Below are 24,315 nucleotides of genomic sequence, written 5' to 3' on the forward strand. Positions count from 1 at the left end.
GTTTCCGCGTCACCAAGGTCGGCGCGAACACGGTGCTCGCGCAGATCATCCGCCTCGTCGAAGAAGCCCAGGGTTCCAAGCTGCCGATCCAGGCGCTGGTCGACAAGGTGACAATGTGGTTCGTACCGGCGGTGATGGCAGCGGCCGCGCTAACCTTCCTGGTCTGGCTGATCTTCGGTCCGGATCCGGCGCTGACCTTCGCGCTTGTGAATGCGGTCGCGGTTCTGATCATCGCCTGCCCGTGCGCCATGGGGCTGGCCACGCCGACTTCGATCATGGTCGGTACGGGGCGAGCGGCCGAGCTCGGCATTCTCTTCCGCAAGGGCGAAGCCTTGCAGGCGCTGCGCGATGTGAGCGTCATCGCGCTCGACAAGACCGGCACACTGACCAAAGGACGCCCTGAACTGACGGACCTGGTTCCCGCCGACGGCTTCGAATACAACGAAGTTCTTGCTCTCGTTGCGGCGGTCGAGACCCGCTCCGAGCATCCGATCGCCGAAGCAATCGTCGCAGCCGCAAAGCAGCGGGACATCACGCTCGCACCCATCGAGGGCTTCGACGCAACACCGGGCTTCGGCGTGTCGGCCGAGGTCGCCGGTCGGACCGTCGCCGTAGGTGCGGACCGGTTCATGACGCTGCTCGGTATCGATGTCGCGAGCTTCCAGCCGACCGCCGAGCGTCTTGGCGAGCAAGGCAAGAGTCCACTCTATGCAGCGATCGACGGCCGCTTGGCGGCGGTGATCGCGGTCGCCGATCCGATCAAGGAGACGACGCCCGCGGCGATCAAGGCGCTGCACGCGCTCGGACTCAAGGTCGCGATGATCACCGGCGACAACGCAGCTACGGCCGCGGCGATCGCCAAGCAGCTCGGCATCGATGAAGTCGCGGCCGAGGTCTTGCCCGACGGAAAGGTCGCGGCGCTGAAGAGATTCCGGATCAACGGCGCGCGGGTCGCCTTCGTGGGCGACGGCATCAACGACGCACCGGCGCTCGCCGAAGCGGACGTTGGGCTCGCCATCGGCACGGGAACCGATGTCGCGATCGAGGCGGCTGACGTGGTGTTGATGTCGGGCGACCTGCGTGGCGTGCCGAATGCCATCGCGCTTAGCAAGGCGACGATCCGCAACATTAAGCAAAACCTGTTCTGGGCCTTCGCCTACAACGCCGTGTTGATCCCGGTCGCGGCGGGCGCGCTCTACCCCGTGAACGGCACCTTGCTTTCGCCGATCTTCGCTGCGGCCGCGATGGCGCTCTCCAGCGTCTTCGTGCTCGGCAATGCTCTCCGGCTCAAGCGCTTCCGGGCACCGATGACGGTCGAGACCCCCACCGAAACCCCGGCGAACGGAGCGGCAGCGCTCAAGTCACGCCTGGTGAACGAGCACTGATCCTGGGCCGCAAGCCGCCTAACTGAATACCAATACAAGATTGAGGAGACCTTCATGGTTAGCGCATCTCATCCCCAAGTCATCATCTACACGACACCGACTTGCCCTGACTGCAGGACGCTGACGGCTTGGCTGGAGAGAGAGGGGATCGCATTCGAAGAACGCGACCTCTCCGACCCCACGATCATGGCGCAAGCCAAGGCGCATAACAGTGTGCCTGTCACACCGATCGGCTTGGCGGGTGAGCGGGTCTTCTACGGCTCGTTCCCATAGCAAAACCGGGCCTGACTGTAGCGCTCGGCCTGTCACATACCACCTGAGAAAGAACCATGACGAAACATGTCGATATACGCCCGGCCGGACGCACCATCGCAGTGCCGGAGGGCGTCACCATCCTGGAAGCGGCGCTCGCCGACGGCATCGCCTATCCGCATGGCTGCCGCTCCGGGCGGTGCGGGTCCTGCAAGTCGCGCCTTGTCAGCGGCGAGGTCGATCTTCTCGATCCCAGCCGCTTCGCGCTCTCTGATGAGGAGAAGGCGCAGGGACTGATCCTCGCCTGCCGCGCGATCCCGACAACGGATGCGGTCGTCGCCTGGCTTGGCGACGACGAGGAAACCCTATCCCATCCGCGCCGCCGTCTAAACTGCCGTGTGGCAGCGATAGCAGACGCTACGCACGACATCAAGCGTATCCAGCTCGTCATTGACGGGGCTGATCCGCTGGTCTTTACGGCGGGCCAATACGCTCGACTGACGTTCCCGGGTGCTCCCACTCGCGACTATTCAATGGCAAGCGGGCCGGGTGAACGAGCGCTCGAATTTCACATCCGCCGAGTGCCGGGAGGAGCCGCAACCCAGCACATCCACGCGCTGTTGAAGCTTGGCGATCCGGTGTTGGTCGAAGGGCCATTCGGCTCTTCCTACCTGCGCGAGCAGCATACTGGGCCGATCCTATGCGTCGCGGGTGGCTCGGGACTAGCGCCGATCAAAGGGATCGTTGAGGCGGCCATTGCACGCGGCATGAAGCAGCCGATTCATGTCTATTTTGGAGCGCGCGGCGACCGCGATCTCTATCTCGTCGACCATTTCGAGGGCCTGGCGCAACGGCACCCCAACCTGAGCTTTACGACCGTCCTCTCCGATGCTCCTTTGGGGTCGGTATGGCGCACCGGCTTCGTGACCGATGCCGTCACCAAGGACCTGCAGGATTTTGATGGCTGGAAAGCCTATGTCGCCGGACCACCACCGATGGTCAAAGCGGCCATGCAGATCAGTACGGCACGCGGGCTGCGGTCTGAGGACCTGCATGCCGATGTTTTCTTTACGCCCGAAGAACCACCAGCGCGCAGCCAGGTCCCCGGTTTTTCGCGTGGCATTTGATGAGTCCCCTAGGAGAAGAGAATGATGAATATCGGTCAAGCAGCCAAGTTTTCCGGCGTCTCGGCGAAGATGATTCGCTATTACGAACAGATTGGCTTGATTCCGCAAGCCACTCGTTCTGAAGCAGGCTATCGACATTACAGCTCGCCGGACGTGCATAGCCTTCGCTACATCCGTCGCGCACGCGACCTTGGATTTTCTGTCGAACAGATCTCGGAATTACTTGTCTTGTGGCGCGACCGTGACCGCGCGAGCGCTGACGTCAAGGCGATGGCGCTCTCCCATGTCACCGGACTGAAGGCGAAGATCGCCGAATTGCAAGCGATGGCGCAAACGCTCGAGCACCTGGCAGATCACTGCCACGGCAATGACCGCCCAGATTGCCCGATCATTGTAGATCTGGCTGAGCCCACTGCCGCAGCGGCGACGGAACAGCCTTCACAGGCTCCACAGAGGACGCCTCGGTTTGGGGTCGATACGCCTGCCTCGTCACACCATCGCGCCGCTACGGTGGCTCATTCGTGAACAGAGGTGAACGTGCACAAGCTTTCTCGGCATCGTTCTTTCCCAGCCGAGGTAAGCGTTCTTCGATGCTCATCCGTTCTCGGGTTCGCTCAATCGCGGGCAAGAACTTCGCAATTGAAGTCGAAGTAAAAAATTTCGCTGAAAAGCGCTTGACCTTACCACGCTGTCAAACCCCATATTAGTCGAACATTAACCAACCAGGAAATCAAGATGCTTCGTTTCTACATTCCAAACATGACCTGCGGCGGCTGCGCCAAGTCCGTCACCAAGGCGCTGCTGAGCGTCGACCCGCAAGCCCACATCGAAACCGACCCGCCCGCGCGTGAAGTTCGAGTCGATAGCGCCTTAGGCGAAAGCGCTTTCCTCGCGGTGCTTAGCGAGGCTGGGTATCCGGACAAGCAGTGAGCCGAAGTGACGACCGACTGATCAAGGAGCAAGACTCATGAACATCAAGCATCTTCTAGCGATCGGCGCGACGGTGGCAGGAACCGCGGCACTGCCGTCGTTCGCGGCACAGGCCACCCTGAAGGGCACCTTTGCCCTTCCAAGTGTGACCGAGAAGGTCACTGCCGAGCTCGTGGTCCGGGAGACCGGGTTGCTCACACGCGAGTTGCTGATCGCTTTCACCGACAAGGCGACGGGTCGGCCCATCACGCAGTTCGATGAGGAACTGACGCAAGAACTCCACGTGCTGGCGACCGACAGCGATTTCTCGAGCTTCGTGCACGAGCATGCGGGCAAGCGTGGGTCGGACGGACGCTTCAGCGTCGCGATGCGCTTTCCGAAACCCGGAACCTACCATGTCTACGCCGACGCCATGCCGAAGGGTCTCGGCCAACAGGTTGTCCGCTTCGAAATACCAGTGGGCATTGCAACGGGCGCGACAGTGCCGCAACGGGTGCCCGTTGGGGCGGTCAAAGGCTCCGACGGCCCCTATACGGTCAGTCTGGATGCCTCGGCATTGCGGGCCGGGAAGGCAAGCATGATGGCATTGACCGTGCTAAAAAACGGCAAACCGGCGACAGACCTTGGGCTCTATCTCGGAGTGCCGGCGCATGCGGTGTTCGTGAGTACCGACGACCTCGGCTATGTTCACGCGCACGCTATGGCGGCGAACGCTCCGAAAGGCGGCCACGCCTCGCACGGGATGCACGGGTCACCTGGTCACTCAAAGGCTGCCACCCCCGCCCAGCTTATGCTCCACGCAACGCCTCCCCGTGCGGGTCGGTATGCGCTGTGGATCCAGTTCAAGGCCGACGGTCAGGTGCGAACTGTGCCGTTCGTCGTTGCTGTCCTGGCAGCGCCGTAACCTCCAACATTTCACGTGGACACCCGTTCGTTGAGAGTCCAGATGCTGTCGCTCCCCTTTGCGCGAGTCGCACACCGGGGAGGTGCAGAATAGCGTAAGGTCACTGTTTGCATAATTTGCCGCCGTACGCAGCAAAAAAGTTTGGTGTTCAATGGCGAGGGCCCGGGCTCTTTTGTCAGATATTGATCAACGGTGACGTCTCCAGTGTGACGACGTGACACTGGCATCGAGCCTCGCCAGGGTATCGATCTCCTGCCAGCGTGGAACGCCTGCGGGTCTCGTCATGCCGACACACGGCGGCCGGCCGGTTTAAAAAGCAGAGAGAAATTAGGAGTGATCGATGCAGATGCTGGTAATCATTGACCACCATTCCGGTAAACGCTGACCACCTCGCTGGTGTTACCCACCGAATGTCAGCTTCGGAGAAGAGGCAACTACCGCAAAGGGCCCGGAGTGGTAGTCGCTTCGTTCCAGATCAGACATTTATCTCGCAAGCAGAACCTTGGTTGTAGGCGACAGCGGGATAGAGTCCTATGGGGTTAGGATGTCGCGATGCTCAGCTCGCTATCAAATCAGTCCTATGAAGAGCTTTCGCTTGGCGCCCTCGACCCTGGTCGGGTAGAAGCATTCTGGCGCTATCGGGTCCACGTGCGAACGACCCAAGTCTTGCTTCCCGATGGTCGCATGGATCTTGTCGCACACTGCACCGCTCGCCCGGACGGATCAATCATTGCTTCGTGGCTCGCCTTGAGTGGACCTGCTGACGTGCCCGGGACAATGAATACACGTCCGGACACGGTCAGCCTGGGGGTGCGCTTCCAGGTCGGCTGGGGTGGCGCCTGTTTGGGGCTATGCCCGTCGGCCATGCGAAATGTCGTCGTTGTCGGCACGCATGCTGCGCAGCTTTTAGGTGAACCGGCACAGCAGCTACTTCGAGCAAAGTCTCTTGAGGAAATGCGCAGCGCAATCGAGAGCGTCGTTTTGAAAAAGACATCGCAGGCGGCGTGCAGTGCTGGACAGAATCGCGCATTGAAAGCCATCGAGTTGATTCGTGCAGGCAGTTCAGAAACGTTGGACGACCTGCTGGCATCAAACAGCAAGGCACGGCGGACGTTGCGCCGTGATGTGGTGGCTGCGGCTGGCCTTCCTCTGCGCACCTTGGCCGCCATCTTCCGCTTTCAGCGTGCGATGGCCATGTTGAAGTCGCGACGGCACCCCTCGCTCAGCGATCTGGCCGACGCGGTTGGCTACGCGGATCAGTCGCATATGACACGTGAATTCCGACGTTTCAGCGGCTTCACGCCCGCGCGGCCAGCGACCGCGCCCATCGTCGATCCTGAATTTTTGGTGGCGACATGGCCGTAACGTTCAAGACACGAACTCATGGGCGCTGGACAATTAAGTTTTTCAAATCGACCAGCGCATGCATATCCAACCTATTTTTGCTATCGAAAAGCGTAGCGAGCTGCATGAGCTCATGCGTGCTTACCCCCTCGCGACGCTCTTCACCGTCACCGGAGAGGATACGAATCTGCTGCCGCTGGATCTGCTTGAGGATGACGCAAATGGCCGCCTTGCAGGTCACGTAGCGAAAGACCACTCGCTGCTGCGCACCACGCCAGATGGGAGTGGTGTGACGGTTGTTTTTCAAAGCCCGAATGCTTACATCTCCCCGCGCTGGTACATCAACGGCCAACGCAGTGGCAGATTGGCGCCAAGTTGGAACTACGTTGCCGTGCAAGTTCGTGGAAACATGCGATTAGTGCGGGATGGCCAATGGATGATGTCTCACCTCGCAAAATTGACCGCTTCTCAGGAAGCGGGACGTGAGAACCCGTGGTCAATCGACGATATTTCGCCAGAGTTTCTTCAAAATGCCTCAGAACGGCTTGTTGGGTTTGAAATCGATATTGTGGAGATGACCGGGAAGCGTTTTCTCTCGCAGCAACGCACCGAGGCTGATCGACTCAATCTCATTCGGCACCTTGCGCTTGAAGAATCACCGTCGGCGAAAGCGGTTGCAACCCTGATCAAGCCATAGCCACGGTTTGGTCGGAAGTCATTGGAATCTTGGGGGCCGAAGCATGTGTCGGTACGCAGCTTGGCTGCAAATTAGCACGAAAGTCAAAGGACCGCTCCTGGCCGCATTCTGCCCTCTAAGCAAATATTTATTACATGACCGATAGAATCAAGTCGCTCTGCCGTGTAAGTCAATAGTCAACATGGTCAAGACCAGAACTTTAGGATTGCTGGTCAACGATCGCCGGGACAGATGGTTAAGTAGACCGGAATACGCACTTACTGACTTTTACGTTGAGGAACCGGTCAGTGCTGCGTTGCGCGGGGCGTATCTATATAGGAGGCAGTGGTCTTGACGCCAACCACACGGACTCACGCACTATACGCCGATGAGCGCAACCTCGCGCTCTTTAGTGACCCATCGGGAATGAGTGCGCTGGGCGTGTCTGATGCTGTGCAGGAGGTCCTGCTGGAGCATGTACCCCGCACTGAGATGGTAGTGGCTGAAGACGCGCAACGGCTCTGGGATGCGCGGCTAAGATTGTTCTTCAACCGGTTGCCGGATTTGGTAGCCGTGCGGCCTACCGAGGCGACAAGCTGCCCGAGCGCGGATGGCAGGAGATCCCGGCGGGGGAGTATGTCGCCCAGGAGTTCGTAACTCTAGGTGAGCGCAAGATCGGCAAAGGTGACCCTGGGGTGGTCATGAAGTTCGATATGCGTGCTTATACCCACGACGGTTCCGTCATGTGATTTTCCGCCAGGTTGGATCAGGGACAAACCACCAACTTTCGCACTTCGGGTGGAGGCTTTGCACCGGCGTACAGCGGATCCACGGTTGCTAGGCTCGGCACCTCGTCCAGTTCAGCGCCTGTCTTCCGTAGTTCTCATCCACCGGGGTAGCGCCATAGCTGATATGCCGTCCAGAGATATCGCATTTCAAACGCCGGGTGGCGTGCGGTTAGCCGGATCTCAAAGTGCAGGCGGGTAACCAGCTTCGGTCAGCGCGTCGACGAAATCCGACCGGTCTTCGGTCGATTCGATCTTGACCTTTTTGGTGTTCATGTCGACATCCACCTTGGACTTGGGATCGACGAGCTTGGCGGTCTTGGTGACGGTACTAGCGCAATGGCCGCAGGTCATGTCTGGCAGGTTGAACTCAAGCATAGAAAGCCCCTAAAAATTGGAATGCCTGACTTTAGAGCTTGCCACCGTGGCAAGGTCAAGATGTTTCGTCACATTTCCACATAAGGGCCAGGGAATTGACTTCCTCCTGCTTGACCCTGTCAGGGTGGTAGGGTTCAGATGTGACGAATGCCCTGATTGCTGCGCCGTTGGAAAGGAATTAACACGAGAATCAGCTGAATATTGGCGGGCCGTTCAACACTGGGGAAGCCGCTCGTCAACCCGATGTCTCCGCCAAAATGGTGCGGCATTACAAGTTCCTGGGCCTTCAACCCAGCGTGACCGAACGGACTCAGGTTACCGCCAGTACAACGACAAAGCGGTTCATACGCTTCGCTTTATCAAGCGCTCCAGGGACTTGGGCTTTAGCATGGCAGAGTTTGCTGAGCTACTCAAACTTTGGCAAAGCCGACGACGTTCAAGTAGCGACACTCCTGTGACCACGTTCGGCCTCGGTCGTCGGGAATATCCGTTTGTGGAATAGACTTGCACGATATAGGCCAAGACATCTTCACTCGCCCGAATATGGCTGATTTGGCTCACCCAGTTCAAATTTAAGCAAGTCAACAAACTCCGTCAAGTAAGGCTGGTCCGATTCAGGTGATAAGGCCGCGTACCAGGTGAACATGAACCCGGCTTGACCTATTGGTCGCACGTCAAACACTCGCGTTCTGATTGCATCGGCTATCAGACGCTTCGGAAGAATACTCATCCCCTCGCCGGATTTGACCAACTCGATGATCGCATCGATGTTCTGAATACGTTGAAATGACCCCAGATTGATGCGGTTAGGGTAGAGGAATCGGCGGTACAGATAGGACTGCTCCAGCTCGAAGTAGTAAATCATGTCCATACCCGCCAGGTCATGCACTGAAATGAAATCTTTCGTGCTCAGCGGATGATTAGGCGGCAGTACGGCGACCAGTTCATCCTCATTGAGCGGGACGTAGTTGATCCCCGTCACTTCGATCGCTTCGCCGACGATCGCGATGTCAACTTCCTTTTGCTGCAGGCTGCGCAGCAGTTCCGGAACCTGTTTGACTTCCAGCTCAATGCGGGGATGGCGTGTACGGAACTGTTTCATGACTGAAGGCAGCCAGCCGGCATGGTGCACGCGATCTATGCTGATCCTGAGTTTGCCTGTGGCGCCTTTGCCGTAACGTTTCAGGTCGGTTTCGAGTGCGTCAATGTCGCCAAGGATTTTTCTTGCATGCCTGTGAAAGCCGCTTCCCGGCTCGGTCAGGCACATCGCCTTCCTGGTGCGGTGAAACAGTGCGAAGCCGAGTCTTTCTTCAAGCTCGGCCAGTTGCTTGCTCAATGCCGGCTGCGACAGGCAGAGCATGTGCGCTGCTCGGGTCAGGTTGCCGACCTCGGCAATGTTGGTCACCAGCCGAAAATGCTTGATTTCCAGGTACAACATGTAATGTCTCCTCTTCGCCAGACTGTGTTCTTGAGAACAAGATCATATGTTCAAGAGCGACAAGCAGATGGAAGAGGCACGGGGCTCTATTTCAGGTAGGCGGGGATCAGATCTCCTCGCTTATCGTCGCGTGTACGGATGGCGACCTTGCAGAAACCCAACACATTGGGATCGGCGCGCGACTCGAGAACCACCAATTGCCCGCCGATATTGTTGAGAAGCGCGCGGTCGTATTCCATCAGACGGTGGCAGGCTTGCACGTCGCCGGTCTTTTCGAGGGAACATGCAAAATGGATCTCGCAGTAAGCGGTGTCGTTTTCGATTTTCTCGATTTTCCAGAACTGATTCAAGCCGAACATGCGGCGCCATTCTTGGGTGATGTCCTCGACAGTGGCCTTGCGCTGACCTTTGTTTTTCAGCCAAGTGTATTGCGCGAGGATTTTGGCGATGACTTTAGTGCGCCAGTGATTCCGAGATCTGGAGAGAGGGCCGGTGAAACCGTTGATTTTTTTGTAGAGTGCGATTTTCTTGCTATCGTCTTCCATGTCAGTGCACCAGGAGAATGACAGCTGTCACGATCTGCAGAAGCACCGTCACAGCATGCGCCAGCTGGCGGATTAGCAGGGTGCGTTTGAACAGGGCGGCGCAATAGATGATGCGGGTGAGTACAAATACACTGCCGAGTGCAAGCGCAAAGCGCGCGTCGGCATTCCCGTTCACTTCAATGAAATAAAGCAGCACGATGAAGATCATCGACTGTTCGAGCGAGTTGCCGTGCGCGCGGACGGCCAGCGTGAGCGCCCTAATTCCGTCGTCGCCGAAGCTGACTTTATGCGCGAGCCTTAGTCGCGAGATATTCAGGGAAAGTGTTACGAGCAGCAATGACAATGTTGCTGCGACATACGCGCTGTATAACAATTCGAACTCCTAATCGGTTGGTTTGCCTGCCTGCCTCAAGGCTAAACCACTGCACCGGCAAAGTAAAAGCACTTCTACTCATGGTGACGATTACCTGGAGTTATGGCTACGCTGAATAAGCTCCGTCAAAGAGTCCACACGGGTCGATGACAGAGCGATTGGGTTCAAGCTGGACGCCAAATGGCCGCTCTTGTGACCCTACCGGACAGTTTCTCGGGCCTTTGGGCCCGTTTGTTGCCCTCATGGGCGCACCTGTGCCATCAACCGTTGTCGACTGAGGTAGATGTTGGCCAGTGCCAGCGCCGTGAACGCACGCGTTCCGTCCGAGTTGATAAACCCCGTCGCCGCACTGGTGGCCCGCAGATGTTTGCGGAAAGGCGCTAAAACAGATACGGCTTGTCGTCCAGCGCGAGCCACTGCCTGCTATGCAGCCTGTTCGCGCGAAGCCAAGCGACGCACTCCCGTTCGCGTGGATAGAGGTCAGTACCGTCCGGTGCCTGCTTGCGGTTCTGGTTCTTGTGATTCGGCGTGACATCCACAATGCGAGCGGCGTCGCTCGAAAAATAATGCTTCAGGGTTGCCTGAGGTGTCCATCGGGTATCTGATGTGTATTGGAAGTCGTATGCGAATCACGGCGACAAAGACCCAGCTGCCGCGGCTGCCGAAGTGTTCAAGGCGAAGCGCGGGGGTAAAACCGATGGACTTCAATGAGTCTATTCGATAGTGACGGATTCAAGCGTAGACCCCATAACGCATGCGTAACAAAAGTTGAGTGACCTGCGCGATGCCATCTATCGTTTGCATGAGATCAACGGGCCTACGCTGGCCGAGGCCCATCGCGGGGGTCATCAACCACTGCTCGGCAGCCGCGATGCTTCCGAGCTCTTCAACAGCCAGGGCGCGTACTTTGCAATCCAAATGCATCAAGCGGTCGTAGTCTGGACTTCCGAATTCGCGACCAACTGGAGCGATGTCTAACCATGCTTGCTCCTCAGAAGACCGCCAGAGAAATCTGGAGTGATGAAACCTTGAGTGGAAAAGTTGGCCCACGATACGCTTTCTTTTTCTGCTGTTCACTTCTGATCTCCTTCGAAGATTTTCCTCGGGTCATCGTATTCTTCTGTGTGCTGCGTGTTAGAGATCAATGCCGTCCGGCGCCTGATTGCGATCCAGGCCCTTGTGATTTGGCGTGACCCCACGATGCATTCGGCGAAATCGCTCGAAAAATGATGTTTCAAGGTGTCGCCCGAAGTGTCCAGCGGGTAGCGAAGGCGCCAGGTTGCGGAAAGCACGATGTCCACCTGCAGGAATTCGCGCAGGATGCCTTCGATCGGGTTGCGCTGGCAAAACTTGAACTGGGCGACGCAGGGATCTGGATGGAACACACCATCGAAGTCAAGGAAAGGAATCATTCAGTTTTCCCGGTGTTCGGTCGCGCTGTCGTGATGCGCGTCAGATGTTGGCGGAACAGGTCTTCGTCGGAAGGCATGAAGCCATCACCACCATCCACCTTCATGAGGTTGGGGCACCCGGGTAAGAACCATTCATCCCGATCATCCAGAGCCATCCAAAGCGGCCTGGCTGGTCGGTTCGATTTGAGCCAGGCGCAGCATTCGAGCTCGCGTATGTAAGGGAGGGCATCAAGCCCATTTTTCTGAAGGCGGCCTAAAAATGGGGTGACGCCAATGACTCGCGGGGCGATGTCCGGGGAGAAATGGCGGCGCAGGTGCGCTACCGCGACCGCATCAGTTCCCCCCAGCCAGTCCAGACGCCAAGTGGACGAAATGACGATCTCCACCGACGGGAAATCCCTGAGGATGGCCTCAACAAGCGGCAACTGCGAGAAGGCCTCCTTGGGCAAGGAAGGCTCGGAGTGCAGCACGCCATCGAAGTCGAGGAATAGAACCGGGTTCATGGCGCCGCATCCTTGAACACACCCAGGTACTTTTTCCGGAAGTCCCGCTGCGCATGGATGAACCACAGCTTGCCGGCAATGGAGTCCAACTCTTCGTGCAGCGGCCGCGCCACCTCGATCTCCCCCAACAAGATGACTGCGGATGCGCGCTTCACATCAGCAACTTTGAGAATTTGCCTGAACTGGCCGCGCGGGTCGCCGCACAAAAGAATGAGGTCGTCGGTTTTCATAGTGACTGGTACTCGTGATTGGGGTTTTCGTACAAATGTTTGAAGGTTCTGATTTCTCTGCTCTGCATTTTTAGCCCTGCTTCTAATTGATAGATTCAGTGCAACAAAGTCATCGGCGCTGCGAATGCTTCGTCTGCCAGCAGCACGTCTCGCGGCAAATCCATCACGTCCACGCTGCGCCCTCCCCGCCTGACGGCCGATGCCGCCGCCGAGGCGGTGGCCTGATACATCTCCCGCGCACTGAGGTGCGCCACTGCCGCGATGAAGCGCCGGTCTGGCAGTGTTCTCCAGGCGGTTCCAGAATCTTTCATCGCCTGTGCCACCACCGAAATGGCCACCAGCATCGCCTGCTCCGCCGTGGGCATGGTGATCAGGAACTCCTTCATCCGGGATCTGAGCGTGGGGGCGATCAGCCAGGGGTAGTTGGCGGTTGCGATCCAGGTAATGAAGCTGGCATCGAGTTCGATGTCCACACTGAGGTCGCGCACACCGACCGCTGAAACCGGCTCCAGCAAGGAGTGCAGCACCGCAGTTGGGGAAGCCATACTTCCGCTGGAGCCTTGACCCCGGCTGGCTTTGTCCAGCTCGTCCAGGATCACAACCGGATTGGCGTAATCTCCCATCGCCAGTAGCTCGAACACCAGGCCGTAGCGGGTGTTGCTCCAGGTAATTTCGGATCCCAGCAACGCCGAGGAGGTTTCTGCCTGGTCCATGGGATGTCGCCGCACCGGGACATGAAGCACGGAGGCCAAGGCCTCGCAAAAGTGCGTTTTCCCAACGCCCGGGGGCCCGAACAGCATCATGGGCGGGATGCGCACGGGGCGGCGGCTGGCTTTCTGCAGGGAGATGCGGTCGGCCACGAACTGGATCACCTCCGAGAAGTGCGGGTGAGATTGTTCCAGCGCAAGTACGTCGTCGATGCTGCGAGCCAGCCCCATCCGCCGCAGAACCCCTTTAGGCTCGAGCTGGGCGAAGAGTTTTTCGTTGCGCTTCGTCACGTCTGAGTCCGTGGCCGCCCCACCCTTTCCCAGCTTCTTGATGGCCTCGCGGCTGTAGACGGCCAATCGCCCCTTCTTGGGGAGTTCTGCGACCTGCTTGCAGAAGCCCGCCGGGCTCATGATGCTCGTGGTGAGTGCACCGCGGCGCGTGGGCTGGGCTGGCTTGCCCTCAGGTGCGCCCGATCCTTGCGCGTCTTGCTCCTTTGTATATTCCCGCGGCGCCTTCTGTTCGGAGGACTGAAGGATTGAAGGCGGGGCCCTTCGATGGGTGAATCTGCCATGCTCACCTTTATCTATATTTCCCAAGTCCTCCAGTTCGTCCTTCAGTTCCACAGGTATCAGGATCCTGGGTTGGTCGGTGTAATCCAAGATGGTCCTCAAGCGCAAGTACACCGGAGATTCGAAGCGCCGACGACCAGGACGAGGTAGCGTCGTAAAACTCGGCGGGCCCCGCTTCCGAGATGCGACCACAGGCTTGTCGTTGGCGGCATCGGGCGAAGCCTTCTGCTCCGACAACCGGGCGTCGGCACCTCCTCCTCCCTGCTCCGCCTGGCCCTCGTCCCCGCAACCGATCGGCAGATTGTCTTTTCTGGAATAGGTCATCGTGCACTCCTTCACTTCAAGGCGCGCAGCTTGAGGTAGTGCGCAACGCGCACCGCTTCCACATCGGCAGGCACGCCGTGCGGTCCAAAGCGGCGACTGATCTGGCCGTTCAGGCAGAACGAGATGGCCACCAGGGCCTCCGGGCGTTTCCTGACCAGCAGGGTACGCAGGCGCCGGATGAGGAGCAAGGCCTTGGGTCCCGAGTAGTTCAGGGTGTAGACCTGCTTGTTGTGCTCGAGCTTGCGCTTGACCGCATAGATCACCCCATCGACGCCCACACAGCGGCGGAAGTGTTCCAGGGTCTGCAGGCAGTTCTGGCATACGGAGACAGTGAGTCGGTAGATGGGCCTACGGTTTGCAAAAGGCTGCTTGATGATGGCAATGCAGCCGTCTCCATCGAGCATGCCGGCGGCCCACGCCAAGCTCGGGCGAGGTGCACCGGCCCCGTCATCAAATTCGTCGATGTCTAAGCGCAGGTCGTCCGGGCTAGGGGAAATTGCCGCCAACGGGATCACAGCAACGTCACCTGATTCCGCGCGGCTCTCCTTGCCCGAAGAGTCCTCACCGCCAGTCCCAAGTTTGTTCTCGATGGGGTTCTCGATACCTGCACCCGCCGCCGGCCAGTTCTGATAATTCGAGATCGCGCCCTTGACGGGGTCTCGTTCCCCAGCGTCCTCGCTGCCAAGCTGTACCGATGCGCTATGCGCCCGGGCGCCCTGGCTTCGCATTTCATTTAACAAGTTCGACCGTGTCAGCGACAGCGCATCGCCCATCGCACAACCCATGCGCGCCAGCACCGGGTCCACCGGGCGATCACTGAAAGGACCCCCTTGTTTGCCTCCAATGCGAAAGGGGCGATGTGCCTCGGTTCCCAGCAGCCGCTCCAGATAGGCAGCGTCCTCGGGCTCCAGTTCCGCGAAGCGGCTCAACAAAGACTTCAGGAAGGCGGCGGTCCGCGGATGCGCTTGGCGGGCGTCAGCCGGCTGCATTCCATGGCCTGGGCCAGGACAGTCGGGCCCCTTCAGGCCGGCCGACACTTGCGTCGCTGGCAAGGCACCCAGATCGCTGATCAGGCAAGCCAGGCGGGCCAACGATGCTTCATCGGCGTTCAGGTCCAGCGCGCAAAGCGCCATGGCCGCGTGGATACCACAGCTCAAGGTGTGCGGATCCAGCACAACAGCCAGCTCGCTCGTGTCATCAACAATGGGTGTGAGCTTGTGCTCAATGTCCGGCCTGCTGATTGCAGCTATACAAACCGCCTGGTGCACCGGCTTCATGCTAGCCAGCACCCTGTGCAGTTCGAACAGCAGCTGCTCAGGCAGACCCAGGTGGTCGAGCCCCCAAGGGGTAACCGCTTGACCTTTGCGGGCTACGCTCAAGCGGTGAACCATGAGGGTGTCGTCCGGGGTGCCAGGAACGCGGCGCCTCATCAGTTTCATCTCGTACACGCCTGGCTTTGCCAGCCAGCCGGCGGCATAGGCCGTGGGGAACACCACCGTCTGGTCACCCGAACCCAGGCGGGCGAAAGACATGAAGGAATCGCAGGCATTCGGAAACTCGCCCTGTGCGGTCAGGCTCGGGTCCATGCCGTAGGCCTGTGCGGCGCCCACATGGGCAGTGACGCGCACCACCGACCAGGGATCGGCCAGGTGGCCTAAAGCGTTGACGCATTCGTCAAGTGGGTCGGAGATGTAGAAGTGCGGCCCGGCGGCGGGCGAATCGGATTGCTCGAATGCATTTCCCGACATGGCGGAAAGGCCGGCAACGCGCGCTTTCAGCTTTTCGTTGAAGTCGCTGATGTCGGTGTCGAAGGTGTCGAAGTTGGTGAAGTTCATGGTGGTTCCGGTGTAGTGAGTTGAAGTGAATGGGAGGAGGAAGATCTGCTCTTTGCAGTTCTTCCTGGAATGGCTTTTCGTTCGGGCAAAGCTCCGCCTACCTGGCTGTGTGGGCACCTTGCCCTTCCGGCCAGCAGATGGCTCTTTCAGTGAGGTGGCGGCTAGTCCTGCTTCAAGAACGCCGGGAGCTCCGGTCTCTTGAGGAGCGACATCAGGGACGTTGAGTCGTCAGGCGCACGCCGTCGGCGCAGGTCGGCCACCGAGGTGCGGGTGATCGCCTCGTCATCCGGGCCCAGTTCGTCCAGCGCGCGGATGCCCTCGCCGTCGCCGGCATCCGATGCACGCGCCAGATCGACGGAGCCTGTCGCAGACGCCTCGTCTGTGGGCGCCCCACTCCCTTTGGCTGTGATGGCCGGGCGTTCCTCGGGCAGCTGCACCACAATCCCGCGCACCGGCGTGACCGAGATGTGCTGCTTGAGCAATCGCTCCATGGCCGAGCCGTCTCGTCGTGTCAGGTTAGGCACGTAGCGGCTATACACACGAAACAGCATCTCAGTGCTGGTGTGGCCGAGCTGGCGCGCAATCCACTCCGGCGCTTCCCCGGAGGCCAGCCACAGCGTTGCTGCGGTGTGGCGCATCTGGTAGGCCCGACGGTGCGGTATGTCGAGGTGGCGAAGCAGCGGCGACCATACCCGGTTCAGAAAATTCTGGTTGTCGATGGGCGTCCCATTGCGGTTGCAAAAGACGAACTCCGACGTCTTGCCCGTCACCTTGAACTGCGCCTGCAGTGCATCGAAAACAAGGTCGTTCATCTGGATGTCACGCACGCTGCCGTCGGTCTTGAGCTCGTCCTCCTCTTTAAGTACGATGGCCTCGCGCACCAGGATCAATCGGCGCTCGAAATCGATGTACTTCCACTTCAAGCCGTGGACTTCGCCCGTGCGCATGCCGGTGAAGAAACGCACGGTGAAGTACTCGCGGTAGTCCGCCCGCGCCGTCGTGAGGATCTGCTGCACCTCTTCCAGGGTAAATGGCATCACGTCGCTGCGCTTCATCTTCAGCGGTTTGATGTTGCGAAATGCCGAAGTAAACTCAAGGCGGTCGGCCGCTTCGTTGAGGATCTGCCGCAGCGGCTTCATCACGGAGTTGATGCGTCGGTTGGACAATGTGGTTTGGGATTTTCGGGTGGTTACTTTGGCGAGTGTTGCCCGAAATGCCAGTACGTCTGCCTTGGTGATCTGGCCGACCTCCTTCTCCCCGAAGTAGGGAATGAGGTACTGGTCGATCGATCCGCGCTGCGTGACCTTGTAGCTGCGCCGCCAGGAGACTTCCGACTCCGCGAACCACATGTCAGCGAATACCTTGAAGGTAGAAGTGCCTGTGCGGGACGATGGTTGGCGTTGCAGTTCAGGCGTGCTTTCGTCCGCAGGTGCTTCAGCCACGGGTTGACTCGAAGGTAACGGTTTGCCGAAGGTCTTCTGGTAGTCGAATGTGCCGAGGGCGATTTCGCCTTCCACGCGGTCCAGAGCCTTTTGCAACCGTTTTCGGTTGGCCAGGTTGTCCGGAAGCGATGTGTACTCGCGTAGTCGCCGTCCAGAATGGCGAAAGTCCATGAAGAGGGTGCCCGTACTCTCATGCCGGCGAATGCTACCCATGAAGCACGCCCCCGTTGGCCAAGGGAATCGCCTCGGAACCCATCCCTGAATGGTTCGCCATATCCGATTCGATGTGCTCCCAGATGTAGAGCGTCTTGCGGCCGCCGAAGGGGCGGATGTAATGCCGGCCCTCCAGCAGGACACTGTCTTTGAGTCGATCCCGTATGGTTCGGCTGTCGTATTTAATTCGGGATGACAACTCATCCGTCGTCAGGTAGGTGCATGCGGCCACTTTTCACTCCTTCGGTTTAATGGGACAATCAGAACAACAAAAAAGCATTCAAAGCTATTTTTTGTCATCCTGAATGGCATTATGAAGGAATAAATGTCATCGTCAAGTGTTTTTTATCATTCTGAATGATATTTATTCGTGGAGCGTGTCTTGATCAAATGCCACTTGTCCCGCCTGATGGGGGAGCGAAAGCTCAAAATCAGCGACGTGGCGCGCGACACGGGGCTTCACCGGAACACCATCACGCTCCTGTATCAAGAGACCGCAACGCGCGTCGACCTTGAGGCTATCAACTCCCTATGCAAATACTTTGATGTCAGCGTAGGGCAACTATTTGAGTTCCACGAGGAATCGTCGCCATCGTAGCTAGACAAGTGGCTTGACGCTTGCCAGTTCCAGCAGTGGCAAGTCAAAGTCGTGGGCGATGAGGCCAGGCATTACTAGAAGGCGGCAAACGTTCGTCAATTGGGAGGTCAATTTTGGAATGCCTACGATTGAACAGCCCCATCTTGGAACACGACAGGTACCTCCGAATAAATCAGGGCGTATGTTCTCCCCATAAGGGCGGCTATGCGCTTATGTCCTATCCGTTCTTTTCCAGTGACGAACCATCACTTGCTTGGTGGGCATACAAGTGCGAAGCGGCTTCCATCATGTCTCTCCTCTAAATGGAGGAGAAGCAGGGGAAATCGCTGCTTGGCAGGATCTCAAATATTGTTCAGTTACTTAAGCCGACTGTTACAGTGTGAAACAGATAACGCCGGGTCGGAAAGCACACAGGGAGACTGCGCAATATGGAAACGGAAAGTGCAACTGCCCCCACTTTAGAAAATTGCACGCCTGCAGGGATCGCTGTTGAGATTGAAGCGGATGCAACGCTTGGATATGCATCGATCCAGAATTCTGTCCCAGTCGTTCGCTCACTGCGCATCACAAATCATGGGCCCGATTCCATTGAGAACCTAGACGTCCTGATCAGCTGCAATCCAGGATTTTCAGAAGGCACAAAACTCCGGTTTGAACGGTTGGGTGTTGGTGAGACACGGCACATCTCTCCAATCGAGCTTCAACCAAACCATTCGTATCTGGCTGACCTCCAAGAGTCCTTCGCTGCTTCCATCAAGCTCTCGGTCCAGGCCGGGGGAGTCGAGATCGCATCCCGATCCCGGAATATCGAAGTGCTGGCTTATGACCAGTGGGCGGGCACTCGTGCGCTACCAGAATTGCTGGCAGCGTTTTGCATGCCCAACAATCCTGCTGTTGACGTTCTACTGGGCAAGGCTTCCAGGCTTTTGCGCTCGCAGCACAACGAATTGTCGATGGATGGGTACCAGTCCAAAAGCCGGGACGTGGTCTGGAAACAGGTGTCGGCCATCTACAGCACTATTTCCGCCGAAAACCTTCAGTATGCAGAACCCCCCGCATCCTTTGGATCGGGCGGCCAGAAGATCCGGACTGCCGATCGCATATTGGATGGCCGAGTAGCCACATGTCTGGACTTGACAATGTTGTTCTGTTCCTGCTTGGAGCAGGCGGGCTTGCGACCAGTAGTGCTGTTCAAAGAAGGCCACGCCTGGGTCGGGGTATGGCTGCATTCGGCACGCTTTCCTGATCCTTTGTTGGACGACGTTCAGGCAGTTCGTAAACGGGTAGCCACCGGAGAGTTTTTGGTTTTTGAAACCACGGGGGTGGCCTTGCACCATAGCCGGCGTCTGTCGCTGCGTATTGCCCTTGAGCGTGGGCAAGAGCACCTTCAGGAAAAAGACACTTTCCGGTATGCAATCGATATCCACCGGGCCCGGGAAGTACAAATCAAGCCTTTGCCCTCGCGCTCCAACATCAGCAAACTAATTCCTGCGGATAATTCGGAAGAGCCGAGCGGGATTGAACCCACCCCGTTCCTTCCTGCACTCGATCTGGAATTCCTCGCGCCAATCGAGGTTGCGGCGGACGACACGCCGGAGGGGCGCCTTTCCAACTGGAAATCCAAACTCCTAGATCTGACGCTTCGCAACCGGCTCCTGAATTTCAAGCCCACCAAATCCACACTTCAGATCATTGCCCCTGATCTGGGCCGCATGGAAGACGCGCTTGCCGACGACGCTGAATTCCGGATTCGTCCCCTGCCTGCCATCATGGAAGGCAACGACCCTCGCTCTGGACAGGTTCATGCAAACCGTACGAGTCGTGCTCCCTTGGATGACATGGCCCTCGAGGCGCTGGCCAATAACGAACTCCTGGCGAACGTTGGACAGGATGCTCTGGATGGAAATCTTCTGACCATCTTCAGTGCTGCCCGGACTGGGCTAGAAGAAGGCGGCGCCAACACACTGTTCTTGGCCCTTGGGCTGCTGGAATGGACGGAAGCAGAAAATTCGGAATCTAAATATTTGGCACCGCTATTGCTGATCCCCATTACTTTGGAGCGGCAGTCCGTGCGTTCCGGATTCCGGCTGCGCAGGCACGACGATGAAGCCATCGTCAATCCAACACTGCTACAGCTTTTGAAGACCAGCTTTGAACTGCGTGTCGGCGGCATGGAGGTCATTCCAACGGACGAAAAAGGCATCGACGTCAAAAAGGTCCTGCACTCTTTCCGACTTGCGGTACGGGACATCAAGAAATGGGAGGTGCTCGAACAGGCTCATCTGGGCATTTTCTCTTTCAAGAAGTACCTCATGTGGAAAGACCTGCAGGACCGCTCAGCCCAGCTCAAGAGCAACCGGGTGGTCAAACATTTGATTGAGAACTCGGGGCAAGCCTTCGCACGCGAACCCTATAGCGGTGAATTCGACCGACTCGACGACACCCACCAACCCAGAGACATCCTCGCCCCATTGTTGGCGGACTCGTCGCAGCTAAAGGCTATTTGTGCCATTGATGCTGGTCAAGATTTGGTGCTACAAGGCCCCCCGGGAACGGGCAAAAGTCAGACAATCACCAACCTAATCGCGCACAACCTGGCCAAGGGAAAAACGGTACTGTTCGTGTCGGAGAAGATGGCCGCACTAGAAGTGGTTCATCGCCGGCTTAATGACATTGGACTGGGTCCGTTTTGTCTGGAACTCCATTCTTCCAAAGCCAAGAAGAGTGACGTGATCCAGCAGTTAGGCAAGGCACTGGACATTGTCGGGGAACGCACGGCCAATGACTGGGATCGCGAGGCTGAGCGCCTCGGACATTTTCGGCAGGAATTGAATGGCCTAGTGGGAGCGCTTCACAAGGTCTATCCCAATGGATTGACCGCCTTCTCGGCAATTGGTGTATGCATCCAGTCTTCGGAGAGGGCCCCCTCTCCCATGCCCTGGCCTGACGCTTTTACTCACTCTCAGGAACAGCTGGACGGGCTGCGTGAAACGTCCAGGCGCATATGCGCCATGGCGCAGGATCTTGGCCCCCTGAGTGGACACCCCCTTGCCGCGATCGGGAAAACGGAGTGGTCACCGAATTGGGTTGCCGAACTGGGCGCCGCGTCCAAACTTCTAGATGAGGCCATTCGGGTCTTCATCGAGAAGTCAGCGGCCGTTGGCGACTTCATCAAGCATCCAGCTGTCGGGCTGAGTCTGGAAGACTATGCTGCCTTGGACGAACTGGCAGATGTGCTGCTGGCCGCCCCGAAAGTCCCGGAGGGCCTTGCCCGACAAGCCCACGACACACGGGTCAGAGCCATGGTCCAGTCCCTTGCCAAACACGGAGTTACCCGTGGCGCACACTGGGTGAAGGTCGGAGCGGGCTGGACGCCGCAACTGTCAAAACTGAACGCCACTGAGCTCAAGTCCCAATGGACCGAGGCTCAGGTGACATGGTGGCCGAAATCCTGGCTCGCCAAACGCGCTTTCTCGGGAAGGTTGATGCGCTTCAGGGCGGACAGCAGCCGACCTGTACCGCAGCAAATCGATGGAATGATTGAGGCCTTGGCCGACGTCAACGATGAAGACCAGGTACTGCTTACCATGCACGCCGAGGCCGAGTCGGTGCTGCAGGGAGCCTATAACGGAATCCAGACCGACTGGTCAATTCTCACGCTGCACGAACAATGGGCTCAGGCCTTCACCAATGCCGTCACCCGCGTTGCGGGTGTGGATCCGCAAGCCGTCAATACGCTGCGACTGCATCTTCAGCCACTGGTCAGTGACAACCGTGCGCACTTGGCACCTTCGGGCCCCGTCGGACGGTCACTACTGGCGTACAGGGATGCCTGGCGCGACCTTCGCCAGAAGATGGACGTCTTGGACACGCGAGCCCAGCCTGTCGCACCACTTGCAGGGCCTGCTGGAGCGAATGCCGCCTTGGCACGTATCCAAGGGGTACTTACGGGATGGAGCCTGGCCGGGCAAAAGCTAAGGCCTTGGTGCTTGTGGCGCAACGTGCGAGACACAGCCATCTCTCTGGGGCTGCAAGGCCTGGTAGCTGATCTCGAGACGGGCGTGATCGACCTTGCCAATGTCGAGACGCATTTCGACTTCAGCTACTGCGACTGGTGGCTTAAGAAGATCCTCGATATCGACCCACTGCTGCGCAGCTTCCACAGCGCAGACCATGAACGGAAAATCCGGGAATTTCGCGAATCGGATACCCGATTCCAGAAACTCACCGAAAAATATATTGCCGCCACCCTCTCCGGACGGATTCCAACGGCCAGTGGGGCGATGGTGGGTGCGGACAGCGAACTCGGACGGCTGCGTCGGGAATTGCAGAAGCAGCGCAAGCACCTCCCGGTGCGCCAACTGGTGCAGGGACTGCCAACTCTTCTACCCAAACTCAAGCCCTGTCTGCTCATGTCGCCGCTTTCGGTGGCCCAGTACCTGGATGCCGGCTACGCACCGTTTGACCTGGTGGTCTTTGACGAAGCTTCACAGATTCCGGTCTGGGACGCCGTTGGCGCAATTGCGCGTGGCAAGCAACTTGCCGTAGTCGGCGACCCGAAGCAGCTGCCGCCTACGAATTTCTTCAACAAATCCACGGATTCGGAAGGTAGAGGCGACGAACAGGTGGAAGACCTGGAGAGCATTCTTGACGAATGCCTAGGTGCGGGAATGAACCGGCTGAGCCTACAGTGGCACTACCGTAGCCGCCATGAAAGCCTGATCACCTTCAGCAATGTCCACTATTACGATTCATGCCTGGTCACGTTCCCGTCGCCAGTCACTGACGACGTAGCGGTGAAATTTGAGCGAGTCAACGGCATCTACGACCGCGGGGCAACACGTACTAACCGGATAGAGGCGGAGGCCATCGTCAAGGGTATTGAGCAGCACTACCTGACCCCATCGAAGTCCCACCTGACGCTTGGCGTCGTCACCTTCAATCAGCCGCAGCAGGCACTGATTGAGACGCTTCTCGACGCACGCCGCCGCTCGAGCCAGGCGTTGGACCGTGCGATTGCCGGCCGCCCCCAAGAGCCACTGTTCATCAAAAACCTCGAAAATGTCCAAGGTGACGAGCGCGACGTAATCTTCTTCTCCATCACTTTCGGGCCCGACGCAACCGGCAAGACAACGATGAACTTCGGCCCCCTCAATGGGGAAGGTGGTCATCGCCGGCTCAATGTGGCCATTTCTCGCGCACGCGAAGCCGTCGTTATTTACAGCTCGCTGATGCCGGAGCAAATTGAACTGTCCAGAGTCAGGGCAATTGGTGTCCGCGATCTGAAGCACTACCTGGAATTTGCCATCAAAGGGCCGCGTGCGCTGGTCGAGCAGAGCGCGCCCACGGGCCTTGAACCGGACAGCCCGTTCGAGACAGCCGTGATCCGGATCCTGAGAAACCACAATTGGGAAGTCCACCCGCAGGTCGGATGCTCAGGCTATCGGATTGACATCGGGGTAGTAGATCCCCGGGCACCTGGCCGCTACTTGATTGGAATCGAGTGTGATGGACGCACCTACCACTCCGGCGCTACCGCACGTGATCGTGATCGCCTTCGGCAACACATCCTGGAAAAGCTGGGATGGCGCATTCACCGCATCTGGTCAACCGATTGGTGGCTAAACCCGGAGGAAGAGGCCAAGAAAATCCTTGCGCGCCTTCAAGCTCTCCTGAAGGACGAAGAGGCTGTCGAGGAAGCCCCTCCGGTTGACCTTCCGCCTGGGGACATGGCGCAGAAAGTCTCCCCGGAATTTGAAGCCGAGGTAGTCGAGAACACCCAGCCAAGCATCCCCGTCTACACCTCCGTCGACTTGAGCCCGGGTAGCCCGGATTTGTTTTACGACTATAAAGTCGCGTCGCAGCTAGCGGCACAACTCGCAGACATCATTGAGATAGAGGGGCCTGTTTCCGAAGCCGTCTTGTTCAGGAAAGTGGCGCGGGCTTGGGGCTTGAGTCGGACTGGACAACGGATAGTGCGCCGCCTGTCGGCTCTGGCACCGAGTACAGCCCGCAAAACTGAAGAGGGCGAGAACGTCTTTTACTGGCCGAAAGCGGTCCAGCCCGGCTCGATGACCTATTTCCGGATAGCAGACGACACCGATGGCTCGAAGAGACACATAGACGAAGTATGCATAGAAGAGCTTTCAGCCCTCGTTTTGCACGTGCTGCATCAAACGGGGAACTCGTCCCGTCTGGATGTGGCCAGGTCCGTTTGCCGGTCAATAGGCATGGCAGTCTCGACATCGTCAGCAATGGAGCGAGCCGTGCTGGCCGTAGAGACCCTCAAAACACAACAAAAAATTAATGAGTCCGAGGGCTACATACGTCTTCAGGCCTAAGGT

22 protein-coding genes and 3 pseudogenes are annotated in these 24,315 nt (G+C 58.3%); 11 read left to right on the forward strand and 14 right to left on the reverse strand.

Annotated features, from left to right (window positions below; all coding sequences use genetic code 11):
* The 8 genes and pseudogenes from PSV40_RS01910 to PSV40_RS01945 all read left to right on the forward strand — a co-directional run.
* On the forward strand, positions 1–1,385 hold a 1,385-nt coding region (locus PSV40_RS01910), incomplete at its 5' end, for a heavy metal translocating P-type ATPase (RefSeq protein WP_300533524.1).
* A gap of 54 nt (positions 1,386–1,439) precedes the next feature.
* Complete coding sequence (locus tag PSV40_RS01915; protein WP_300533525.1) at positions 1,440–1,658, forward strand: glutaredoxin family protein; 219 nt, start codon at positions 1,440–1,442, stop codon at positions 1,656–1,658.
* Positions 1,659–1,714: 56 nt separating this feature from the next.
* Positions 1,715–2,764, forward strand: coding sequence for a 2Fe-2S iron-sulfur cluster-binding protein (locus PSV40_RS01920; RefSeq protein ID WP_300533527.1), 1,050 nt, complete (start codon positions 1,715–1,717; stop codon positions 2,762–2,764).
* Positions 2,765–2,788: 24 nt separating this feature from the next.
* A pseudogene (gene cueR, locus PSV40_RS01925) lies at positions 2,789–3,169 on the forward strand (Cu(I)-responsive transcriptional regulator); the annotation flags it as partial.
* A gap of 330 nt (positions 3,170–3,499) precedes the next feature.
* Complete coding sequence (locus PSV40_RS01930; RefSeq protein WP_300533528.1) at positions 3,500–3,694, forward strand: heavy-metal-associated domain-containing protein; 195 nt, start codon at positions 3,500–3,502, stop codon at positions 3,692–3,694.
* 37 nt (positions 3,695–3,731) lie between these two features.
* Positions 3,732–4,598, forward strand: coding sequence for a hypothetical protein (locus PSV40_RS01935; protein ID WP_300533530.1), 867 nt, complete (start codon positions 3,732–3,734; stop codon positions 4,596–4,598).
* A 552-nt stretch (positions 4,599–5,150) separates the two neighbouring features.
* Positions 5,151–5,963 (forward strand): helix-turn-helix domain-containing protein, encoded by an 813-nt coding sequence (locus PSV40_RS01940; protein ID WP_300533532.1) that lies wholly within the window; start codon positions 5,151–5,153, stop codon positions 5,961–5,963.
* A gap of 58 nt (positions 5,964–6,021) precedes the next feature.
* Positions 6,022–6,639: an FMN-binding negative transcriptional regulator gene (locus tag PSV40_RS01945; protein ID WP_300533534.1), complete on the forward strand. Its 618-nt coding sequence runs from the start codon at positions 6,022–6,024 to the stop codon at positions 6,637–6,639.
* Positions 6,640–7,586: 947 nt separating this feature from the next.
* Here PSV40_RS01945 and PSV40_RS01950 read toward each other — a convergent pair.
* Positions 7,587–7,781: a heavy-metal-associated domain-containing protein gene (locus tag PSV40_RS01950; protein WP_300533536.1), complete on the reverse strand. Its 195-nt coding sequence runs from the start codon at positions 7,779–7,781 to the stop codon at positions 7,587–7,589.
* Positions 7,782–7,915: 134 nt separating this feature from the next.
* Positions 7,916–8,050 carry a hypothetical protein gene (locus PSV40_RS01955; protein WP_300533643.1) on the reverse strand — a complete coding sequence of 45 codons (135 nt, stop codon included), beginning with the start codon at positions 8,048–8,050 and terminating at the stop codon, positions 7,916–7,918.
* Here PSV40_RS01955 and PSV40_RS01960 point away from each other — a divergent pair.
* Positions 8,039–8,226, forward strand: a pseudogene (locus tag PSV40_RS01960) (MerR family DNA-binding protein); the annotation flags it as partial. The gene PSV40_RS01955 and the pseudogene PSV40_RS01960 sit on opposite strands and share 12 nt — an antisense overlap.
* Before the next feature lie 84 nt (positions 8,227–8,310).
* On the opposite strand, the gene PSV40_RS01965 reads toward PSV40_RS01960, so the two are convergent.
* The 12 genes and pseudogenes from PSV40_RS01965 to PSV40_RS02015 all read right to left on the reverse strand — a co-directional run bounded on the left by PSV40_RS01965 (position 8,311) and on the right by PSV40_RS02015 (position 17,605).
* The gene (locus tag PSV40_RS01965; RefSeq protein ID WP_300533537.1) at positions 8,311–9,219 is read right to left on the reverse strand and encodes a LysR family transcriptional regulator; all 909 of its coding nucleotides are present in this window, start codon (positions 9,217–9,219) and stop codon (positions 8,311–8,313) included.
* A gap of 86 nt (positions 9,220–9,305) precedes the next feature.
* Complete coding sequence (locus PSV40_RS01970) at positions 9,306–9,764, reverse strand: hypothetical protein (protein ID WP_300533538.1); 459 nt, start codon at positions 9,762–9,764, stop codon at positions 9,306–9,308.
* A gap of 1 nt (position 9,765) precedes the next feature.
* Entirely contained in the window at positions 9,766–10,137 is a 372-nt protein-coding gene (locus tag PSV40_RS01975) for an MAPEG family protein (protein WP_300533540.1), read from the reverse strand.
* 380 nt (positions 10,138–10,517) lie between these two features.
* Positions 10,518–10,721 (reverse strand): annotated as a pseudogene (locus PSV40_RS22790) (HAD domain-containing protein); the annotation flags it as partial.
* Positions 10,722–10,869: 148 nt separating this feature from the next.
* Complete coding sequence (locus PSV40_RS01980) at positions 10,870–11,214, reverse strand: MbcA/ParS/Xre antitoxin family protein (RefSeq protein WP_300533541.1); 345 nt, start codon at positions 11,212–11,214, stop codon at positions 10,870–10,872.
* A complete protein-coding gene (locus tag PSV40_RS01985) occupies positions 11,211–11,549 on the reverse strand; it encodes an HAD domain-containing protein (protein WP_300533543.1) in 339 nt (112 codons plus the stop codon). The genes PSV40_RS01980 and PSV40_RS01985 overlap by 4 nt, the downstream gene beginning before the upstream one ends.
* Positions 11,546–12,052 carry an HAD domain-containing protein gene (locus tag PSV40_RS01990; protein ID WP_300533545.1) on the reverse strand — a complete coding sequence of 169 codons (507 nt, stop codon included), beginning with the start codon at positions 12,050–12,052 and terminating at the stop codon, positions 11,546–11,548. The genes PSV40_RS01985 and PSV40_RS01990 overlap by 4 nt, the downstream gene beginning before the upstream one ends.
* Positions 12,049–12,282 carry a hypothetical protein gene (locus tag PSV40_RS01995; RefSeq protein ID WP_300533547.1) on the reverse strand — a complete coding sequence of 78 codons (234 nt, stop codon included), beginning with the start codon at positions 12,280–12,282 and terminating at the stop codon, positions 12,049–12,051. The genes PSV40_RS01990 and PSV40_RS01995 overlap by 4 nt, the downstream gene beginning before the upstream one ends.
* 95 nt (positions 12,283–12,377) lie before the next feature.
* Complete coding sequence (locus PSV40_RS02000; protein WP_300533548.1) at positions 12,378–13,883, reverse strand: AAA family ATPase; 1,506 nt, start codon at positions 13,881–13,883, stop codon at positions 12,378–12,380.
* Between the two features lie 11 nt (positions 13,884–13,894).
* Positions 13,895–15,718: a hypothetical protein gene (locus PSV40_RS02005; RefSeq protein WP_300533550.1), complete on the reverse strand. Its 1,824-nt coding sequence runs from the start codon at positions 15,716–15,718 to the stop codon at positions 13,895–13,897.
* 161 nt (positions 15,719–15,879) lie between these two features.
* Positions 15,880–17,331 (reverse strand): tyrosine-type recombinase/integrase, encoded by a 1,452-nt coding sequence (locus PSV40_RS02010; protein WP_300533551.1) that lies wholly within the window; start codon positions 17,329–17,331, stop codon positions 15,880–15,882.
* 34 nt (positions 17,332–17,365) lie between these two features.
* Positions 17,366–17,605: a hypothetical protein gene (locus PSV40_RS02015; protein ID WP_300533552.1), complete on the reverse strand. Its 240-nt coding sequence runs from the start codon at positions 17,603–17,605 to the stop codon at positions 17,366–17,368.
* A gap of 150 nt (positions 17,606–17,755) precedes the next feature.
* On the opposite strand from PSV40_RS02015, the gene PSV40_RS02020 reads away from it, so the two are divergent.
* Complete coding sequence (locus PSV40_RS02020; protein WP_300533554.1) at positions 17,756–17,971, forward strand: helix-turn-helix transcriptional regulator; 216 nt, start codon at positions 17,756–17,758, stop codon at positions 17,969–17,971.
* 428 nt (positions 17,972–18,399) lie between these two features.
* Positions 18,400–24,312 (forward strand): DUF3320 domain-containing protein, encoded by a 5,913-nt coding sequence (locus tag PSV40_RS02025; RefSeq protein ID WP_300533555.1) that lies wholly within the window; start codon positions 18,400–18,402, stop codon positions 24,310–24,312.
* Positions 24,313–24,315: the final 3 nt, after the last annotated feature.

This window comes from Polaromonas sp., assembly GCF_029945925.1.
Taxonomy (GTDB): domain Bacteria; phylum Pseudomonadota; class Gammaproteobacteria; order Burkholderiales; family Burkholderiaceae_C; genus Polaromonas.

What these genes read in the sequence shown, in the direction of transcription:
- PSV40_RS01915 (WP_300533525.1), top strand. Translation starts at nt 1,440, where the DNA reads ATGGTTAGCGCATCTCATCCCCAAGTCATCATCTACACGACACCGACT.
- PSV40_RS01950 (WP_300533536.1), bottom strand. Translation starts at nt 7,781, where the DNA reads ATGCTTGAGTTCAACCTGCCAGACATGACCTGCGGCCATTGCGCTAGT.
- PSV40_RS01990 (WP_300533545.1), bottom strand. Translation starts at nt 12,052, where the DNA reads ATGAACCCGGTTCTATTCCTCGACTTCGATGGCGTGCTGCACTCCGAG.
- PSV40_RS01970 (WP_300533538.1), bottom strand. Translation starts at nt 9,764, where the DNA reads ATGGAAGACGATAGCAAGAAAATCGCACTCTACAAAAAAATCAACGGT.
- PSV40_RS02025 (WP_300533555.1), top strand. Translation starts at nt 18,400, where the DNA reads ATGGAAACGGAAAGTGCAACTGCCCCCACTTTAGAAAATTGCACGCCT.
- PSV40_RS01940 (WP_300533532.1), top strand. Translation starts at nt 5,151, where the DNA reads ATGCTCAGCTCGCTATCAAATCAGTCCTATGAAGAGCTTTCGCTTGGC.
- PSV40_RS01935 (WP_300533530.1), top strand. Translation starts at nt 3,732, where the DNA reads ATGAACATCAAGCATCTTCTAGCGATCGGCGCGACGGTGGCAGGAACC.
- PSV40_RS01985 (WP_300533543.1), bottom strand. Translation starts at nt 11,549, where the DNA reads ATGATTCCTTTCCTTGACTTCGATGGTGTGTTCCATCCAGATCCCTGC.
- PSV40_RS01920 (WP_300533527.1), top strand. Translation starts at nt 1,715, where the DNA reads ATGACGAAACATGTCGATATACGCCCGGCCGGACGCACCATCGCAGTG.
- PSV40_RS01930 (WP_300533528.1), top strand. Translation starts at nt 3,500, where the DNA reads ATGCTTCGTTTCTACATTCCAAACATGACCTGCGGCGGCTGCGCCAAG.
- PSV40_RS01965 (WP_300533537.1), bottom strand. Translation starts at nt 9,219, where the DNA reads ATGTTGTACCTGGAAATCAAGCATTTTCGGCTGGTGACCAACATTGCC.
- PSV40_RS02000 (WP_300533548.1), bottom strand. Translation starts at nt 13,883, where the DNA reads ATGACCTATTCCAGAAAAGACAATCTGCCGATCGGTTGCGGGGACGAG.
- PSV40_RS01995 (WP_300533547.1), bottom strand. Translation starts at nt 12,282, where the DNA reads ATGAAAACCGACGACCTCATTCTTTTGTGCGGCGACCCGCGCGGCCAG.
- PSV40_RS02010 (WP_300533551.1), bottom strand. Translation starts at nt 17,331, where the DNA reads ATGGACTTTCGCCATTCTGGACGGCGACTACGCGAGTACACATCGCTT.
- PSV40_RS01945 (WP_300533534.1), top strand. Translation starts at nt 6,022, where the DNA reads ATGCATATCCAACCTATTTTTGCTATCGAAAAGCGTAGCGAGCTGCAT.
- PSV40_RS02005 (WP_300533550.1), bottom strand. Translation starts at nt 15,718, where the DNA reads ATGAACTTCACCAACTTCGACACCTTCGACACCGACATCAGCGACTTC.
- PSV40_RS01955 (WP_300533643.1), bottom strand. Translation starts at nt 8,050, where the DNA reads ATGCCGCACCATTTTGGCGGAGACATCGGGTTGACGAGCGGCTTCCCC.